This window comes from Lysinibacillus sp. YS11, assembly GCF_002896375.1.
GTDB classification, from domain to species: domain Bacteria; phylum Bacillota; class Bacilli; order Bacillales_A; family Planococcaceae; genus Lysinibacillus; species Lysinibacillus capsici.
Genome location: NZ_CP026007.1, coordinates 1,734,759 through 1,753,573 on the forward strand (window position 1 = coordinate 1,734,759; position 18,815 = coordinate 1,753,573).

Genomic DNA, 18,815 nt, shown 5'->3' on the forward strand with positions numbered 1-18,815 from the left:
CGCTGTCTGAGTGGTTTGATAGTTGATAGAACCAAAAATTTAATCTCATAACTGTGACAATGAGTATGTACCGTTGTTCATTTCATCGATAGATGGTCGATTTAGACAGACCTAGCTTATGTTTGAATGATCCTATTGAAGATGCAATCCATCCTACCAATAGGATTTTCATTATAAAAAGATGACTAGGGGGATGCTTGTGAGAAAATATTGGTTGCTGTTCGTATGTCTGGTCGTATTATTTTGTGTAGCCTGTAATGACAAGTCAGCGAGTGAAAAAGCATCGGAATATCGAGTGGTGTATTCAGGGGAAATTAAAACGTTAAATTATTTAAAGACGTCAGAAACAAATGAATTTGCGGTAGCTGCGAATATGGTGGATGGGCTCATTGAATATGACAACTATGGGGTGGTCCAGCCAGGATTAGCGAAAGAGTGGTCTGCGAATGAGGATGCTACGGTGTGGACATTCAAGTTGCGTGATGACGCAAAATGGGTGACACATGAGGGCAAGGAATATGCAGATGTTGTGGCACAAGACTTTGTGGATGGCTTACACTATGTGCTTGATGCTAAAAATGAATCGTCGACAGCTTGGATTGCGACGGTGGTGAAAAATGGGGAAGCCTTCTATAATGGCGAGATGAACGATTTCAAGGAGGTAGGCATAAAGGCGCTAGATGAACATACAGTAGAATATACTTTAGAGGCGCCGACACCTTATTTTCTTTCTATGTTGAATTATGTTTGTTTCTTCCCTGTGAATGGCAAGTTCATTGCGGAAAAGGGAGAGGATTTTGGCACAACACGTGAAAACTTCCTCTATAACGGTGCCTATATTTTAGATAAATTTGAGCCACAAAATGAACGCGTTCTTGTGAAAAATGAAACGTACTGGGATAAAGACAAGGTGCTGATTGACCGTATTCGCTATAAATACAATAAAGAAGCGGCAACTGTGGCGCCTGAGCTCTTTTTACGTGGCGAAATCGATTCGGCTAGTATCCCGACCTCTATCATTGATGAATGGTTTAAAGATGAAAAGAAAAAATCTCAGGTTCGTCAAACACAAAATAACTTCTATACCTACTTTTATACACTCAACTTCAACCCACAATTTGACGCACAATACGAACCTGATAACTGGAAAATCGCCGTCAATAATAAAGATTTCCGCAAATCCTTATTCCATGCGCTTGACCGTGTCTCCGCGATGCTAACGGTTGAGCCTTATAATCCAGCAGATTTGCTGAGCAATACCATTACACCGAAAAACTTTGTTGATGTGGAAGGAGTGGATTATACACAACTAGCACCACTTACATCCATTTCCAATGAGGATTCCTTCAATAAAGAGCTGGCCCTAGAGTATAAAGAAAAGGCAAAAACAGCGTTAGCAGGTAAGGCCACATTCCCTGTAAAGGTTTTAATGCCTTATAACGCTGGTATGCCAGATTGGGCTAATCGCTCTCAAGTAGTCGAGCAGCAAATGGAAAAACTACTAGGGACAGATTATGTCGACATTATCGTAGAGGCTGGTCCATCCACAGGCTTCTTATCAGAGGTACGTCGTCCTGGTAAATTTGCGCTCTTAGAGGCGAACTGGGGTCCTGATTATGCAGATCCATCAACGTATACAGATCCTTTCACAGTCGATGGTACCTATAATAAACCAGAATTAGCAGAGGGCTATAAAGAGGCGAATGGTAAAACAACTTATCAAAATCTTGTGGATCAAGCGAAAGAAACAATTGACACAGCCAAACGCTATGAGCTATTTGCGAAGGCAGAAGCGTTTTTAATTGAGGAAGCCTTTGTTATTCCATATTCAGTTGGTGGTAGTGGCTATATGGCATCTAAATTAAATCCATTCGAGGCGCAATATTCGCCATTTGGTGTAACGGCAGAGAAATTTAAAGGCCAGCAAGTGCTAGAAAAGCCAATGAGTAATGAAGAATTTAAAAAAGCACTTGCCGAGTGGGAACAAGAACGTGCGGAAGCACTAGCCAATGCTGAAAAGTAGTAGAATTTCGTAGATGAAAAGGAGATACCGAAAAGAATAGTCGGCATCTCCTTTCGTCTTTTTGACAAAGGAGGATGGCGCGATGTTGCAGTATATAGGAAAACGACTCTTACAATCCGTTTTAACCCTTTTTATTATCATCACCATTGTCTTTTCATTATTACGGCTAATGCCAGAGGAAGGCTATTTAGGAGCGGCAGCTGATAAAATGTCACCTGCTCAGCAGGAAATTTACTTAACAAATCTCGGCTTGCGAGACCCAATCCTTGTCCAATTGGGTAATTTTTACAAGAATTTACTGCAGGGGGATTTGGGTAAATCAGTGACTTATCGTACCGATGTCCCAGTAGTGACGATTATTGCAGATAAAATCACGTATTCTCTGCTCTTTGGTTTAGGAGCAGTCGCTATATCACTCCTGATTGGTGTGCCGCTAGGAATAATGATGGCCTATCGTAAGGGACGTTGGCTGGATCGACTTGGGACAGGCTATATCGTATTTGTTGTTGCAGTCCCTGCAGCGGTTTATTACTTAGTTATTCAAATGTATATTACAGAACTCTTTCAATTACCGATGCTGTTTGATGAATACAGGCCGATTACTTGGATTCTTCCACTTACGTCAATGGCATTGGCTCCAACTGCCTCCTACGCGATGTGGATGCGACGCTATATGGTGGATGAACTGAACAAGGACTATATTAAGCTGGCTAGGGCAAAGGGCGTAAAGGAGCGGACACTGATGTTCAAACATGTATTACGTAATGCCTTTATTCCCATGGCACAATATTTACCTGCAACAATTCTGTTTACGATTACAGGCTCGATTTATATAGAGTCGTTGTATTCCATTCCAGGGATGGGGGGCTTACTTGTGGATGCTATTCAGCGACAGGATAATACGATTGTGCAAGGCCTAGTGTTAGTGTTCTCTTCCCTTGGTATCATTGGCCTTATTTTAGGGGATATTGCCATGGCACTTGTCGACCCTCGTATTAAATTAGGCAAGGGAGGGGGTGTGCGTTAATGGGGATGTATACAGATGAAATCAATAATATTTCCAATAAATCACGTGAAACCTTATTTGAATTTGCCGAAGTGGACGCAAGACATGCGGAGGAAACGGGCTATTCAAATTATTCTTATTGGCGGTCTACATGGCAATCCTTTTTGAAAAATCGACTGGCCGTTTTTTTATTAGTTGGGGTGATCATCATTGTTGGCTTTACGATTCTACAGCCCTATTTACCTGCGCAAAAATCACCAACTGAAATTTACTTGGATGAACAAACAGGGATGCAGGCACGTAATATTGCACCTAGTGCAGAATTTTGGTTTGGCACGAATTCAATCGGTCAGGATTTATGGTCTCGTATTTGGGCGGGGACGAGAACCTCACTTTTTATTGGCTGTGTTGTCGCCTTAGTGGAGGCAGTGGTGGGCATTACAATTGGCACGCTATGGGGCTTTTCACGGAAATTAGAAGCGCCTATTACACAGCTTTATAATGTTGTCGATAATATCCCCACAACCATTGTGCTCATTTTAATGTCCTATATCTTACGGCCAAGTATTTCAACCATTATTATTGCCATGTGTATTACGGGATGGGTGGAAATGGCGAGGTTTATCCGCAATCAAATTGTTATTTTGCGTGACCGTGAATACAATCTAGCCTCGAAGTGCTTAGGCACACCTGATTATCGTATTATCCTAAAAAATCTATTACCTTATTTAATTTCTGTCATTATGCTCCGCATGAGCTTAGCGATACCCTTTGCAATTGGGGCCGAAGTCTTTTTGACGTATATTGGCTTAGGGCTTCCGATCAGTGAGCCATCCTTAGGAAATTTAATTAATGAAGGACGTGTCCTTATGATGTCACCAGATCTACGGTATCAGCTTATTTTCCCGAGTATTGTGCTAAGCGTTATTACGATCGCATTTTATATTATTGGTAATTCCTTTGCAGATGCAGCAGATCCGAAAAACCATGTATAAGGAGAGGAAGCGAGTGACAGTGAAAAAATCAAGCATATTAGGCATCCAAAATTTAGTGATTCAGTTTACGCTACGTGGTCGAATTTTAACAGCGATTCGCGGTATTTCACTCGACCTTTACAAGGGAGAGAGCTTAGCCATTGTGGGTGAATCAGGTTCGGGTAAATCCGTGCTGATGAAATCCATTATGGGCTTGCTCGATAAAAATGGTCGTATTAAGCAGGGGCAAATTATCTACAATGCACAGGATTTAGGAAAGTTCACAACAGAGCAAGAATGGCTAGGGATTCGTGGTAAGGAAATAGCGATGGTGACACAGGATCCGATGACATCGTTAAACCCGCTCAAAACCATTGGAAAGCAAATTGAAGAATGTGTGGTTATGCATCAAGGCTTAAGAGGTAAGGAAGCCTATGCAGAAACACTAAAACTGTTAACAGATGTCGGCATTACCGATGTGCAAAAGCGCTATAAGCAATACCCGCATGAATTTTCAGGAGGGATGCGCCAACGCATCGTTATTGCGATTGCCATTGCGTGTAAGCCGAATATTTTAATATGTGATGAGCCCACGACAGCTTTGGATGTAACCATTCAGGCACAAATTTTACAGCTCTTGAAAAGTCTTCAGCAAAAATACGGCTTAACAATCGTCTATATTACGCACGATTTAGGCGTAGTCGCAAAAGTGGCTGACCGTATTGCCGTGATGTACGCGGGCGATGTCATCGAAGTTGGGGAAACACATGAAATTTTCTTTCATAGTAAGCATCCTTATACGTGGGCGCTTATTTCCTCTTTACCACAGCTTGGCTCAAAAGGGGAACAATTGTATTCCATCAAGGGCACACCTCCGAATCTTTTTCAGGAAATAAAGGGAGATGCCTTTGCCCCACGCAATCCATATGCATTGAAAATTGACTTTATCGAGCGGCCACCTTTTTTTCAGGTCAGTGATACCCACTATGCTCGTACATGGTTATTAGACCCACTTGCACCAAAGGTAGAGCCTCCAGCAGCCTTACAAGCATTTTTTGCAGAGGGGAGGCAGTATGCGAATGACTGATAAAGAGGTGCTTGTAGAAGTAAAAAATTTATCTGTTGTTTTTGGCAAAGGAAAAAATAAGTTTACAGCCATTGATGATGTCAGCTTTCAAATTTTTAAAGGCGAAACATTTGGCATTGTAGGTGAGTCAGGTTCAGGGAAGACAACGATTGGTCGAGCGATTATGCGCATCAATGAGGTCACAGAGGGACAAATTTTGTACCATGGTAAAAGTATTCAGGGGAAAATCCCGAAAGATTGGGATAGAGAAATTACGCAAAAAATCCAAATGATATTCCAGGACCCTATGGCATCTCTGAATGAACGAGCAAAAGTAGATTATATTGTCTCAGAGGGCTTATACCCTTCGAAAAAATATAAAGATGAGGCAGATCGACAACAAAAGGTGTGCGATGCGTTATTGAACGTTGGGCTACTTCCAGAGTTCTCAAGCCGCTTTCCGCATGAGTTTTCAGGAGGTCAACGCCAACGTATTGGCATTGCTCGTGCGTTAGTGATGGAGCCAGAGTTTGTCATTGCAGATGAGCCAATATCCGCCTTAGACGTATCCATTCGAGCGCAAGTATTAAATTTATTAGCAAGCCTTCAACAGCGAAATCATTTAACGTATTTATTTATTGCCCATGATTTATCGATTGTCCGTTTTATTACGGATCGTACGGCAGTCATTTATAAGGGGAAGATTGTGGAGCTAGCGGAAACAGAAAAGCTTTTCGCTCATCCGCTGCATCCTTATACAAGGGCTTTATTATCAGCAGTACCAGAGCCGAATCCCTATAAAGAGCGGGAGAAAGTTGTAGAAGTGTATGATCCGTCACAGCATCGCTATGAGGAAAATCCCCCCTCATTTGTTGAAATAGAGGAAGGTCATTTTATTTTAGCCAATGAAGAGGAACTTGCCCATTATCGTACTTCACTGAAAAGGGAGGAAAAGATATGATTTGTCCAAAGGCATTGAAAAAGGGTGACACAATTGGTCTTATTAGTGCTTCTGGAGCAACGCCACCCGAAAAGCTGCAACCTGCTATTGCTAGTATCGAAAAGCTAGGGCTCAATGTGGTCGTTGGGGAGACCTGTCACGCAAGACATGGCTATTTAGCAGGCACAGATGATTTACGGGTAGCAGATGTTCATCGTATGTTTGATGATCCAATGATTGATGGTATTTTTTGTATACGTGGGGGCTATGGTGCGACGAAAATTTTAGCCCAATTAGACTTTGACTTGATAAGTGCCAATCCAAAAGTATTTGCTGGCTATAGTGATGTGACCGCTCTACATATAGCTTTTAATCAGCTATGTGGCTTTGTAACCTATCATACGCCGATGCCATCCACAGAATTTATTAGACAGGAGATGGATGACTATACTTGGCAGTCGTTCATTCAGCTGATTATGGAGAATGAAAGAAAGGCGTATTACTTAAAAAATCCCTCTCACCAGCCCATGTCTACACTGGTTCCTGGGAGTGCTTCAGGTCAACTCATCGGTGGCAATTTAACATTAGTGACAGCTTCACTTGGCACACCCTATGAAATTGATACACGAGGTAAAATTCTGTTTTTAGAAGATATCGATGAAACGGAGCAACGGGTGGATCGTATGCTGACACAATTAAAACTGGCAGGAAAGCTAGATGATGTGGCAGGCATTTTATTGGGCGCTTGGACAAATTGCGAACCTGAAAATCCCGAAAAGCCAGCTCATAGCTTATCATTACAAACTATTTTTCAAGAAATTCTAGTGCCTTTAGGGAAGCCTATGATTGCAGATTTGGCATGTGGTCATTGTTTACCAACGATGTCGCTTCCTTTAGGAAGAAGCGTCAAGATGGATGCGGACAATCAGCGTATCCATGTAGTTGGATAGGTGGTCTATGGAGCAGAGAATTACTACACTTATTCAAGAATCGCCCTACAACGTACATTTGTTTATTAAAAATCTAACAACGAATCAGTTGCTCATCAGTCATCAGCTAGAGACTTCATTTTCAAGTGCAAGTTTAATCAAAGTGCCGATTCTGTTAGCCTTGCTCTCATATATAGAGAAAAACAAATTATCACTTAATTCTACGCTCACGATTTCACCAACTGACTGGGTGGATTTTAGTGTGATTAGTGAACAAAGACTTACACAAAGCACTTTCTATGATCTGCTATTGTGGATGATTATTACTAGCGATAATACAGCTACGAACGTCTTAATCGATGTAGTTGGCATGGAATATTTGAATGTCTATTTTCAGCATATTGGTTTACAGGACACACTGCTACAGCGAAAAATGATGGATGTGGAGCGGCTAGCAAAGGGCATAGATAATCGCACATCAGCAAGGGATATGGCACATCTTTATACGCAAATCTATCAGCAAGAGCTTTTATCGCCTCCCTACAATAAACTAGTCATTGATATTTTAAGCCGTCAGCGTATACATGACTCTCTAAAGCGCTATCTAGTAGAGGATGTGAGGCTGGCACATAAAACAGGCGGACTGGATACAGTCGATCATGATGTGGGGATATTTTACACGAATGCAGTCGATTATAGTATGGGTGTTTTTATAACAAATGTAACGGACAATGATCAGGCACGCCAACTCATTGGTCGTCTATCAAAAGTTGTCTATGACCAGCTGGTGAAGCGGAAGGGGGAGAAGGATGAAGGCTATCGTTACAGCCATGATTGCTAGCTTGCATGCCATGCCAGATAAAGCTTCTGAACTAGTCGATGAAGTGCTTTATGGGATGACCGTAGAGATCATCAGGGATGTCAATGAAGATTGGGTTTCTATTCAAACGGCCTATCGTTACGAGGGTTATTGTCAGAAGGCAGACTTACTGCAAGAGGAAGCACTTGCATCTACATGGCAACAAGATGCACAGTATGTAGTGTGTCAAAGCTTTGCAGATGTTTTGCAGCAGCCACGTATTCAAAGTACAAAGCTGCTAACGCTTGTTAGAGGCTCTTCCATTCGTGTCATGTCAGACGATGCAGTACCTGAAGAATGGTCAGCTGTACAGCTAGTGGCAGGGCAAATAGGGTATGTTCGAACAAAATGGCTACAACCAAAAATAACAGCACATTCATTATCGGAGCAGCAGTTCCGAGAAAATGTAGTGGACACAGCGCTCGGCTATTTAACGGCCCCTTATCGCTGGGGTGGCAAATCGCCACTAGGTATTGATTGCTCTGGTTTATGTTCAATGGCTTATATGTTAAACGGTGTCTATATTTATCGTGATGCCCGAATAGTAGAGGGCTTCCCTATCGTTAACATAGAGCAAGCCCGAATGCAGAAGGGTGATTTAATCTATTTTCCAGGTCATATTGCTCTATACATGGGTGATGATTTGTATGTCCATTCATCGTTAGGTGGTAATGAAGTAACGATTAATAGTCTAGATGCCAAACACCCCCTCTATCGACAGGATTTAGCCACGACCATACTAGCAGTAGGTACTTTATATAACTCATAGAAGAGTAGTTAAGCTTTTTTAAAGGTCAGTCCCATCTTGAGGATGATAAACGTACTGAGATGGATCAGTGCTAACACGATAAACTGCCAGAGCCCAATTAAAAATGTACTCATGCATAAATCAAACACTGCTTCACCTGGGGGCATATCTGGATAGGGCTCTAGTTGCCCATAATGCCACACAAAATAACAGGCTATAGAGGTGCCTTGTCCCACATAGACAAAGGTCCAATGGATAGAAGCTGCTACTCTTTGCCGACTACAACATAGTAAGAGGTTCGATAAAATAATAAGAGCAGGGAAAATAATAAGATAAAAGGAACCCTCTGCTATTTTTGTTGTGAAATATAGGTTGTAGCTAAGCTGAATCAATGGCAATAGCATAAGGTTAACGGCGAGAAGACTGAGCAATTGTGTACGCTTCACTGTGTTCCTATCCTTTCCGTATTTTTACACTAAGACGTTTAGACAAACGAATTAGTTTCATGAGAAAAAACGTCCATACTCCTTGATGAGTCATGGACGTTCTATGTTAATAATGATAAATATTAAGTTGCTGGCCTGCTTCAAGACGTTCTGTTCGAAGCTGATTCCACTGCTTAAGTGATGTCACCTTCACATTATAGGCTTCGGCAATCTTCATAAGTGAATCTCCATCAGCCACCGTGATGGTTTTCTTATCTTTTACAGGGCTATCATATTGCTGAAGGTCATATTTTGCGATCAATGTATTTAATTTTTCATTGTAAGCCGAATCAGTTGCATAGGAGCCTGTTAAAAACTTCGTCGCATCTGTATAGGTAGTTGTGTTGCTTTTGAAAACGCCTGCGTAAAAATCTTTATTCCATGACACGCCATTACGCATTAATTTTACATAATCCTGCATGGATGCTTCATAGGAAGGGTATTTGCGGAAGTCAGCCATGATGGTAGAAAGGTTGCCTGACCCATCATCCTCTGTGGTTTCGAGTGTGACGGAATTATTTTGGTAGCTGCCTTTCATTCCAAAAAGATTATAATTAGGGGCAGAGCCAAGTCCACTTTGCCCATGCTCACTTTCTAGAATCGCCTGAGCAATCATCACGGATGCATATAAGTCATTGTCAGCACCAAGATCTCGTGCGGTCTCTGCAATCTCACCGATAAACTCTTCCACACTTGGACGATCATCAATAACCACAGACTCTTCTCTTTCAGTCGTATTAAATAACTGTGTCACCATATAAAACGAAATACAAATAACAACAACGGCAATCATAAGTCCTTTAAAAAAGTTTAGCACGTATTTCATTGTAGCTGGATGTTGGTCGTGACCACATCTCCCTCCCTTCTATTAAAAGTTTAGCTATCTCTCATTATTACAGAGAGTGAAAGAGATGTATAGTTGAATAGACTTCATCATTAATAGAACGTTTCTTGCCTTAATTAGTTCCTAAATCTATCTTAAAATTCTGAGACATAAATTGTTTGAATCTCTCAAAATATCGCTCGGACGCTTCCCATTGAATCGTGTTTAAATAAGATAGCTCTTGTCGACCAAAAACGTTAGGAGGCTGATAGTGGCGAGCAACATAGGATTGATTTTCGAGCGTATAAAAATAATACGCTTCATCAGGCGTCATAATTTCAATGCGAGCATGTATCCTATCGCCTTCATCATCCAAATAGGTTTGACGGAAGCTATAGCATTTGGAACCATCCCACAATCCATCATGTTCATCGTCTAAATCCAGAATCGTAGGATGCTGGAGAATTTGTTGTACATCTCGCACCTCGATACTATGCAAGTAAAGTTCTGCTACATTGATGCAGGTTAACAACATCAGCCAGTGCTGTTGTAAATCCACTAAATCCTCCTGGGGGGATGCTGTAATATCCCACCATTCAGCTTCTTCATCTAGTGTTTTTGTCAAGAGAGAGACGGATTGATCCTCATTAAGCCAAATAAAATAATGACACTGCGAGGTCAATATATAAATACTATCATTGCGTACATCTCCATCAGCATTGGTATGTGCGCGTTGGATCATAAAATAAACATCCTGTTCCGTCAAATCGAAAGAAGGTTTGTCAGGTGTCATCAGAATACATGAAGTCAGTTTCAGTATGTTTTCCGCATTGATCGAATGGTGCGTGAAATAAATAGGAGCTGCTATTGTCCTTTGAGGAACGCTTGTAAATTGAGTGAGTGCAGAACGCCCTTGTTTTAGAATTTCCACGAGTGAAGTGAAGGAAAAGCCGATGTCATCCTCATCCTCAGGTAAAAATATCTCGTCTACTAATACATCTTCAATACGGATAGGGAGCTCCTGAAAAACGCCATCTCCGTGCCATATATTTACGATACAAGGAATCGACTTCTGACCCTTTACGTTGATGCGATACTCATCATCTTGAACCAAAATTGCTGCCTGAAGATTGCCATTAACGATCGTTTCGCCATGATTGTAGGAGCCACATAATATATTCTCGACTGTCAGATGCCCGTGCACATAGATTTCCTGACCACCTACAGCTATATTTTTAGAAAGTACATTGCCCATCACTATCAGCCCAATTGCCCCATCTGTCTCTAAATTATAGAGGGTGTCTACGGTTAGATGACCATTGATGAAAATGAGAATGGTCTTGTCCTGTTGTGGGAATGGCATATCCCAGTCCAAATCAAGAGAGGGAAGTGTTAAATCCCCCTCATAGTACGCTACTAGATCATCCTCACTAAAATCCTTGTAAAACTTTGCCCACCAAGAGTCTGCTGGAAACCTTTTTGCTAGTTGTGAAATCGCCAAAAACTGAAAGCCATTATGCATAGGTCACGACCTCTCTACTACAATTTTTATTATTTTCTCACAGCTAGTAATTGGCAGTCAATTTCATAGAATGGTAGAGACAAGATTAATTTCATAGAAAATGGTATTATTAACCTTTAAAACAATGAGTTGAAAGGGCGTTTTGATTGAATACAATTTTTAATGTGACACAAAAACAGCTATATGATTTTCTACTGAATGTTGCGACAATAAGACCAGTCTTTATATGGGGAGCACCTGGCATTGGGAAATCAGCGATTGTTGAAAATTTTGCTAGTGAATTAGGGCTACATTGTGTATCGTTATTGGGCAGTCAGCTAGCACCTGAGGATATTATTGGTGTTCCGCAGATTAAGGATGGCTACAGTGTTTTTTGTCCACCCAAAATGATTGCACGCGATGAACCTTATTGCCTTTTTTTAGATGAATTAAATGCTTGCTCACAGGAAGTACAAAAAGCGTTTTATAGTCTTATTCATGAACGCAGAATTGGAGAGTTTACATTGCCAGAGGGTACGATTGTTATTGGTGCAGGCAATCGGGCTCAGGATAACGCGATTGTGAAGCCGATGTCCTCCGCATTAATCAATCGGATGGTTCATGTTCAGCTTAGGGCATCGCATAAAGATTGGCTTGAATGGGCCTATGCACATGAAATACATCCATATGTGATTGAGTATATTCAAATGCGTCCCGATCATTTATGGAACGAACCACCGAAAACAGAAGAACCCTTCTCCACGCCTCGTTCATGGCATATGTTAAGTGATTGTTTGTATGCATATGGCAATAGCTTACAAGAACAAACAATTGATCTATTAGCAAGTAGTTGCCTGTCCGCGCATACTGCCAGTCAATTTAAAGCCTTTATCAAGCAAGTGCAAAGTAAATATGATCTCGCTAAAATTATTCAAGGAGAATTACGTTGGCCCGATCAACCTGATGAAAGAGATTTGCTTTATTTCATGGCACAATCCTTCCGGGCTCAGTTACTGAAGGAGCTTCCGAACGAGCATACCACATTGAAGGGCAATCAACGACAATTAGCCTTTCGTGCCAAAGACTTGATCAAGGACCTATCATCCATCAGCTTAGAAATTGCACAGATGGTTGTGTCAGAGCAAAAGGGTGAAGCATTACCTGCCTGGTTTATGCTGGAGGTTATCCGAGATTTACCGCGTTTAGTAGCCAAAAAGGAAGGGTAGCGTATGACCAAAAAGAAGAAAGCATCACAGCAGGAGCATAAAAATGAGAAAGCCATCGCACGAGGGCATGACATTGTCTGCACACATCCCCTGTTCGAGGCGTTATGTCATGCTGTTTACATGCAATACGAAAGTATGCCCCAAAAGGATTGGGCTTACATTACAAGCGCAGGTGTTATTTATGTGAATCAGGATAAAAAAGGTCAGCCAAATGAATGGGCTTATGTGATAGCGCATTGCTTGCTACACCTAGGCTTACATCATCATCAACCAAAAGAGCAGCAGGAGCTGTGGAATATTGCCTGTGACTGCTATATAACAAAATTTTTAGCAGAGCTAAAATTTGGTCAAGCACCAAAGGAAATGAGTAATCCTCTTTTTGAGGCCATTAGCTCTGAGGAAAAATTATATGAAAGATTTTTACGCGAAGGTGTGCCAGATGATTTGAAAGGTTATAGTACAATGCCAGGTCAAGTGGACTTTGTTATATCACAAAATCAAACAGGCTATTTTTATCGAGGGAATAGTAATTTCGCTGCATTATTTGCACAAGGTTTATCGAAAGCCGTACAAAGTGCCATACGAGTAGCGGGAGGGGTAGAAAATACATTGGGAGGCACAACGAGGGTAACACAAGCACAGCGCGCAAAGGCTTGGTTTATGAGCTCCTATCCCTTATTTGGTGCTTTGGCAGCAGATTTTACGATCATTGAAGACCCACTTATTTGCACAAGAATGGATATTTCGGTCGCAGCCATTGCAGTTGAAACAAAGGAAATTTATTTGAATACGGCGGTGGGAATGACCGATGAGGAAATGCGGTTTCTCATTTCACACGAATTGCTGCATGCAGGTTTAAGCCATGCGACCCGCAGACAAGGACGTGATCCTTACTTATGGAATGTTGCTTGTGATTATGTTATCAATGGCTGGCTCATCGATATGCAAATCGGCGAGATGCCAGCATTTGGCGGGCTATATGATCCAGCATTAAAAGGACTTTCAGCCGAATCTATTTATGATCGTATAGTTACAGATATTAGGATGTATCGCAAATTAAGAACCTTTCGAGGGCAGGGCATAGGAGATATGATCGAAACGAATCCACCAGATTTTTGGGAAGGCAAGGTTGGCGTGGATTTAGATGCTTTTTATAGAAGGGCATTGAGTCAAGGGTTAAGCTATCATATAACCCAAGAGAGAGGATATTTGCCACAAGGGCTCATTGAGGAAATTCGTAGCCTAGCACAGCCTCCTATTGCCTGGGATGTGGCATTAGCCAAATGGTTTGATCGGATGTTTCAACCGATAGAGAAAGTTAGAACGTATACCCGCCCCAGTAGAAGGCAAGCATCGACACCTGATATAGCTAGACCAAGATGGATTCATCAAAGCGGTGAGGAAGATGGACGTACTTTCGCAGTCCTTATTGATACATCAGGCTCCATGGATCGCCTCTTACTAGGAAAAGCACTCGGCACAATAGCGAGCTATAGCATCGCTAGAGATGTTCCCTTTGTTCGCGTTATATTTTGTGATGCTGTTGCCTATGACGCAGGCTATCTAGCACCTGAAGAGCTACTAACGAAAGTGAAGGTAAGAGGTAGAGGAGGCACGATATTACAGCCTGGTATACAGCTACTTGAAGAAGCACAGGATTTTCCCAAGGATGGTCCTATCCTGATTATTACAGATGGTCAATGTGATCGTTTAGCCATTAAAAGAGAGCATGCCTTCGTACTACCACAGGGGGCCAAGCTACCGTTTGTGCCCAAAGGCGAGGTATTTAGAATGAAATAGTTGCAGCTATCTACAAATGTTTGAAATGATTTTTGTTGGTGAAATATAAAAAGTGAACGCATTTCATGAGCACATTTTAAAGGAGATGACAGATGATTACATTTGACAATGTCTCAAAACAATATGATAACAACCAAATAGCTGTCAAAGCGCTAAATGTAGAAATTAAAAAGGGTGAATTCTTTGTTATTATTGGCCCTAGTGGATGCGGCAAAACTACTTTGTTGAAGATGATTAATCGATTAATACCCTTAACAGCAGGCACCATCTGGATCAATGATAAAAGAATTAGCGATTATAATATCCATGAGCTGCGTTGGAGTATTGGCTATGTACTACAGCAAATCGCCCTATTTCCGCATATGACAATAGAGGAAAATATTGCGGTTGTACCAGAACTGAAGAAATGGAGTAAAACGAAAATCCATCAGCGTGTAGACGAACTATTAGCGTTGGTGGGTCTGGAGCCAGCGAAATATCGTCAGCGTAAGCCAAAGGAGCTGTCAGGAGGCGAACAGCAAAGGGTTGGCGTTGTTCGTGCCTTGGCAGCTGACCCAGAAATTATTTTAATGGATGAGCCCTTTAGTGCGCTAGACCCTATTAGTCGCACCAAACTACAGGATGATCTACTAGAGATGCAGCGTACCATCCAGAAAACCATTGTATTTGTATCACATGATATGCAGGAAGCACTGAAATTAGGAGATCGTCTCTGTATTATGAAAGATGGCGAAATTGTTCAGATAGGCACTCCACAGCAATTACTACAAAATCCTGTAAATGATTTTGTCCAACAGTTTATTGGAGGTAAGCAGTCGGATCAATTGTTTACGATCCATGATGTGTTACAGCCAATCACAGTGACAAACGACTTTGGGCATACCATTCCTGTTGATGCCCCATTTCCGACGATTCTTGAAAAATTAGCCGAGCATGACGTGTTAGGTGTCGAAGAGAATGGCAAGCTCATTGGCATGGTGACAAGAGCTTCCACGCTTCGTTATTTAGCAGCGGATTCTAAGAAAAGAGGGCATGTACATGGTGGCTAATGTGGTAGATGTATTTCAGGAACGGAAGGCACAGCTGCTGGCTGCATTACTAGAGCATATCCAAATCTCTTTTATTGCGCTATTTTTTGCTGTCCTCATCGCTATTCCCCTAGGTATCTATTTAACCAATAAAAAGAAAATAGCCGAGAGTATTATTGGAATCAGTGCTGTGCTGCAAACGATTCCTTCCTTAGCGTTGCTCGGCTTATTAATCCCTTTATTCGGTATTGGGAAAGTTCCCGCAATTATTGCGTTAGTCGTCTATGCGCTGTTGCCTATTCTACGAAACACCTACACGGGCATCAATGAGGTTGACCCATCACTGAAAGAAGCGGCATTAGCTATGGGAATGAATCGATCAAAGCGTTTAGTAAAGGTTGAGCTACCACTTGCTATGCCTGTTATGATGGCTGGTATTCGGACAGCAATGGTGCTGATTGTGGGGACAGCAACATTAGCCGCTTTAATTGGTGCAGGAGGCTTAGGAGATATTATATTACTTGGGATTGACCGAAATAACACGGCACTCATTCTTATAGGAGCCATTCCCGCTGCTATTTTAGCCCTGATTTTTGATGTGGCGCTTAAAAAATTAGAATCTCTGTCCTTTAAAAAAACAATAACGACGTTGAGTCTCATTAGTTTAGCGGCACTGGTAATGATTTTCTTCCCGCTCCTAAGCAGTAAACAGCAAGATGAAATTGTCATTGCAGGAAAGCTTGGTGCGGAGCCTGAGATTCTCATCAATATGTATAAATTATTAATTGAGCAGGAGACCGACTTAACGGTGACATTAAAGCCAGGGCTTGGTAAAACTTCATTTGTATTTAATGCTTTGAAATCGGGCAGCATTGATATTTATCCTGAATTTACAGGCACCGCTATTTCGGAGTTTTTAAAGGAAGAAGCCATTAATAATAACCAAGAGGACGTCTATCTTCAGGCAAAAGAGGGGATGCAGGAGCAATTCGATATGGTCATGCTAAGCCCCATGAACTATAACAATACGTATGCACTCGCTGTATCAGAGGAGCTGGCTGAGAGCTATCAACTGCAAAAAATCTCTGATCTTAAACCGATAGAGCAGAAGGTGAAAGCAGGCTTTACATTAGAATTTAATGACCGTGAGGATGGCTATGTTGGCATACAAAAACGGTATGGGATAGCCTTTACGACACTTGCAACGATGGAGCCAAAGCTTCGCTATCAGGCAATACAATCAGGTGATATTAATTTGCTAGATGCTTATTCAACGGATAGTGAAATTCGTCAATACAAGCTACGTGTATTGGAGGACGATCAAGCATTATTCCCACCATACCAGGGAGCGCCTTTACTAAGGAAAGAAACGCTGATTGACTATCCAGAGATTGGAGAAGCGTTAAATCAACTAGCTGATCACATTATAGATGATGAAATGCGAGAAATGAATTATCAGGTGAATGTAGAAGGAAAGCTTGCAGCAGAAGTAGCAAAAGAATATTTAGTAAAGATAGGATTATTAAAATAAACCCTCTACCTTTAGAGGGTTTATTTTTATCAATAATTTATTAATGATAAACATTAAAAAGTTATTGATAGAGATAAAGGGGGATGTATAATAGAGAGAAAGGAGGGAGAGGTTGATAATGGGGCAAACAATTCAAAGTAAAGAATTTCGATGGATGACAAAGGGGCTTCGTACCGCTTTTACCATCATCATGGTGATGATGATTTTTGTCTTGACGATGCTCGCGATTTTTATGGTGGGAGCAATGGTGGTATCAGAGCAACAAGTGAATCATTTATTAGCAAAGGGCAGTGTGACCGCTGCCGTTCAGTTAGAAGGATTGGAAATGAAGCTGGCAGAAAATGTGACAAGGGACATTCACTATTCAAAAAAAGATGTCATGACCTTTCTATTTACTGCTACAATATACATAGCTATTTTATTAATGATTATTGTACAAGTGAGGAATATATTAAGTAACTTATCAAAAGGTATTGTATTTTCACTCGCTAATAGTAAAAAAATGGAGAGAATTGCCTACTGTGTGATTGTATTGAGCTTGACAGTAAATGCATTTCGTACATATACCGTCTATCTGATTATGCAACAATTCCAATTGGAGTCCCGATTTGTAGAGACGGGTTTGATCAAGGGGATTAGCTATCATTTTATAGGCATTCACTGGACTCTTTTACTATGTGGTGTGGTGATTTGGACCTTTGCACATATTTTCCGATACGGTGCATTCCTTCAGGATGAATATGATGCAACAGCTTAGGAAGTGAAAACATGACCATAATTATTCGATTAGATCGTATGCTAGCGGATCGTAAATGCAGCTGAGTGAACTTGCTGAGAGGGTAGATGTTTCGATTGTCAATCTCTCTAATTTAAAAACAGGCAAAGTAAGAGCCGTACGTTTTTCTACATTAAATGCCATTTGTAAAGCTTTGGGCTGCCAGCCAGGAGATATTTTGGAGTATGTAGAGGAAGAAGATGACATCTAGAAGCAAAGCAGAAAGGATTTTTTGAATGACGGCTTTTAGTTTTTTAATGCTCGCTATCATAGCAGAGGTTTTTGCCAGTTCCTTGCTCAAGCGTACGGAGGGCTTCACACGAATTGGGCCATCAATTGGCGTAGTAGTAGGCTATGGAACGGCATTTTATTGTTTAGCCTTAACATTAAAAGTGATTCCTATTGGCACAGCCTATGCAATTTGGGCAGGTTTAGGGACAGCGTTAACCGCTATTGTGGGAGTTGTCCTCTATAAGGAACGATTTAATCGCAAGAAGGTATTAGGGATTTTATGCATTATCTTGGGTGTTGTGGTACTCAATCTTGCTGGTGGTCATTAGGAGGCTGAACAGGATGAAAGGCTATTTATTTTTAACACTATCGATTATAAGCGAGGTCTTTGCAACAACCATGCTGAAGTTCTCAGACGGCTTTACTGTTCTCGTTCCATCCTTGGCGGTAGCAATTGGCTATGGTATTTCGTTTTATAGCCTATCCCTCTGCTTAAAAACCATGCCTTTAAGCTTGGCCTACGCTATCTGGTCAGGTGTCGGCACAGCTTTAACCGTTCTGGTAGGCATTGTCATTTGGCACGATATTTTTACTGTTTATTCTGCGATCGGTATTGTCCTCATTATAGGAGGCGTTATCTTGTTGAATCAGGGGGATAAAGGTGAAGAAGTGGTGGAAAAGGGTTAGATCTGTGAGGATAGGTGGATAGAGATCCGAAAGTAGCGGATAGCGGGTCTAAATTGATGGATAGGATTAGCAAATTGATGGATAGCTTTGCAAAAGAGTTGGATGCTTTAGGATAGGCGGATAGAGATGCGAAAGTAATGGATAGGATTAGAAAATCGATGGAGAGGTCTGCCAAAACCTAGG

The 18,815-nt window shown here is 41.4% G+C and carries 18 protein-coding genes and 1 pseudogene; 16 read left to right on the forward strand and 3 right to left on the reverse strand.

What is annotated here, in order from left to right:
• Positions 1 to 193 precede the first annotated feature (193 nt).
• The 8 genes from LBYS11_RS08245 (at position 194) to LBYS11_RS08280 (ending at position 8,566) form a co-directional block, all read left to right on the forward strand.
• Positions 194 to 2,023 (forward strand): peptide ABC transporter substrate-binding protein, encoded by a 1,830-nt coding sequence (locus tag LBYS11_RS08245; protein ID WP_233732590.1) that lies wholly within the window; start codon positions 194 to 196, stop codon positions 2,021 to 2,023.
• A gap of 82 nt (positions 2,024 to 2,105) precedes the next feature.
• Positions 2,106 to 3,050 carry an ABC transporter permease gene (locus LBYS11_RS08250; RefSeq protein WP_054550857.1) on the forward strand — a complete coding sequence of 315 codons (945 nt, stop codon included), beginning with the start codon at positions 2,106 to 2,108 and terminating at the stop codon, positions 3,048 to 3,050.
• Positions 3,050 to 4,024, forward strand: a complete 975-nt coding sequence (locus LBYS11_RS08255) for an ABC transporter permease (protein WP_103117822.1) — start codon at positions 3,050 to 3,052, stop codon at positions 4,022 to 4,024. The genes LBYS11_RS08250 and LBYS11_RS08255 overlap by 1 nt, the downstream gene beginning before the upstream one ends.
• Entirely contained in the window at positions 4,017 to 5,090 is a 1,074-nt protein-coding gene (locus tag LBYS11_RS08260; RefSeq protein WP_103117823.1) for an ABC transporter ATP-binding protein, read from the forward strand. The genes LBYS11_RS08255 and LBYS11_RS08260 overlap by 8 nt, the downstream gene beginning before the upstream one ends.
• Positions 5,083 to 6,030 (forward strand): ATP-binding cassette domain-containing protein, encoded by a 948-nt coding sequence (locus LBYS11_RS08265; RefSeq protein ID WP_103117824.1) that lies wholly within the window; start codon positions 5,083 to 5,085, stop codon positions 6,028 to 6,030. Before LBYS11_RS08260 ends, LBYS11_RS08265 begins: the two co-directional genes overlap by 8 nt.
• Complete coding sequence (locus LBYS11_RS08270) at positions 6,027 to 6,959, forward strand: S66 peptidase family protein (protein WP_103117825.1); 933 nt, start codon at positions 6,027 to 6,029, stop codon at positions 6,957 to 6,959. The genes LBYS11_RS08265 and LBYS11_RS08270 overlap by 4 nt, the downstream gene beginning before the upstream one ends.
• 7 nt (positions 6,960 to 6,966) lie before the next feature.
• Positions 6,967 to 7,779 (forward strand): serine hydrolase, encoded by an 813-nt coding sequence (locus LBYS11_RS08275; RefSeq protein ID WP_048390242.1) that lies wholly within the window; start codon positions 6,967 to 6,969, stop codon positions 7,777 to 7,779.
• Positions 7,748 to 8,566, forward strand: coding sequence for a C40 family peptidase (locus LBYS11_RS08280; RefSeq protein ID WP_103117826.1), 819 nt, complete (start codon positions 7,748 to 7,750; stop codon positions 8,564 to 8,566). Before LBYS11_RS08275 ends, LBYS11_RS08280 begins: the two co-directional genes overlap by 32 nt.
• 8 nt (positions 8,567 to 8,574) lie before the next feature.
• Here LBYS11_RS08280 and LBYS11_RS08285 read toward each other — a convergent pair whose 3' ends face one another.
• The 3 genes from LBYS11_RS08285 to LBYS11_RS08295 form a co-directional block, all read right to left on the reverse strand.
• The gene (locus LBYS11_RS08285; protein WP_103117827.1) at positions 8,575 to 8,991 is read right to left on the reverse strand and encodes a hypothetical protein; all 417 of its coding nucleotides are present in this window, start codon (positions 8,989 to 8,991) and stop codon (positions 8,575 to 8,577) included.
• 106 nt (positions 8,992 to 9,097) lie between these two features.
• A complete protein-coding gene (locus tag LBYS11_RS08290) occupies positions 9,098 to 9,856 on the reverse strand; it encodes a glucosaminidase domain-containing protein (RefSeq protein WP_048390248.1) in 759 nt (252 codons plus the stop codon).
• A 130-nt stretch (positions 9,857 to 9,986) separates the two neighbouring features.
• Positions 9,987 to 11,375, reverse strand: coding sequence for a hypothetical protein (locus tag LBYS11_RS08295; RefSeq protein ID WP_048390250.1), 1,389 nt, complete (start codon positions 11,373 to 11,375; stop codon positions 9,987 to 9,989).
• Positions 11,376 to 11,521: 146 nt separating this feature from the next.
• On the opposite strand from LBYS11_RS08295, the gene LBYS11_RS08300 reads away from it, so the two are divergent.
• The 8 genes and pseudogenes from LBYS11_RS08300 to LBYS11_RS08335 all read left to right on the forward strand — a co-directional run bounded on the left by LBYS11_RS08300 (position 11,522) and on the right by LBYS11_RS08335 (position 18,632).
• Positions 11,522 to 12,580, forward strand: a complete 1,059-nt coding sequence (locus tag LBYS11_RS08300; RefSeq protein WP_048390252.1) for an AAA family ATPase — start codon at positions 11,522 to 11,524, stop codon at positions 12,578 to 12,580.
• A gap of 3 nt (positions 12,581 to 12,583) precedes the next feature.
• Positions 12,584 to 14,380 carry a vWA domain-containing protein gene (locus LBYS11_RS08305; RefSeq protein WP_103117828.1) on the forward strand — a complete coding sequence of 599 codons (1,797 nt, stop codon included), beginning with the start codon at positions 12,584 to 12,586 and terminating at the stop codon, positions 14,378 to 14,380.
• Between the two features lie 92 nt (positions 14,381 to 14,472).
• Positions 14,473 to 15,429 (forward strand): ABC transporter ATP-binding protein, encoded by a 957-nt coding sequence (locus LBYS11_RS08310; protein WP_103117829.1) that lies wholly within the window; start codon positions 14,473 to 14,475, stop codon positions 15,427 to 15,429.
• A complete protein-coding gene (opuFB, locus tag LBYS11_RS08315; RefSeq protein ID WP_103117830.1) occupies positions 15,419 to 16,939 on the forward strand; it encodes an osmoprotectant update ABC transporter permease/substrate-binding subunit OpuFB in 1,521 nt (506 codons plus the stop codon). Before LBYS11_RS08310 ends, opuFB begins: the two co-directional genes overlap by 11 nt.
• Before the next feature lie 118 nt (positions 16,940 to 17,057).
• Positions 17,058 to 17,696: a DUF2975 domain-containing protein gene (locus LBYS11_RS08320; protein ID WP_103117831.1), complete on the forward strand. Its 639-nt coding sequence runs from the start codon at positions 17,058 to 17,060 to the stop codon at positions 17,694 to 17,696.
• Between the two features lie 11 nt (positions 17,697 to 17,707).
• Positions 17,708 to 17,925 (forward strand): annotated as a pseudogene (locus LBYS11_RS08325) (helix-turn-helix domain-containing protein).
• A gap of 25 nt (positions 17,926 to 17,950) precedes the next feature.
• The gene (locus tag LBYS11_RS08330) at positions 17,951 to 18,274 is read left to right on the forward strand and encodes a DMT family transporter (RefSeq protein ID WP_048390263.1); all 324 of its coding nucleotides are present in this window, start codon (positions 17,951 to 17,953) and stop codon (positions 18,272 to 18,274) included.
• Positions 18,275 to 18,287: 13 nt separating this feature from the next.
• Positions 18,288 to 18,632 carry a DMT family transporter gene (locus LBYS11_RS08335; RefSeq protein WP_103117832.1) on the forward strand — a complete coding sequence of 115 codons (345 nt, stop codon included), beginning with the start codon at positions 18,288 to 18,290 and terminating at the stop codon, positions 18,630 to 18,632.
• Positions 18,633 to 18,815 lie beyond the last annotated feature (183 nt).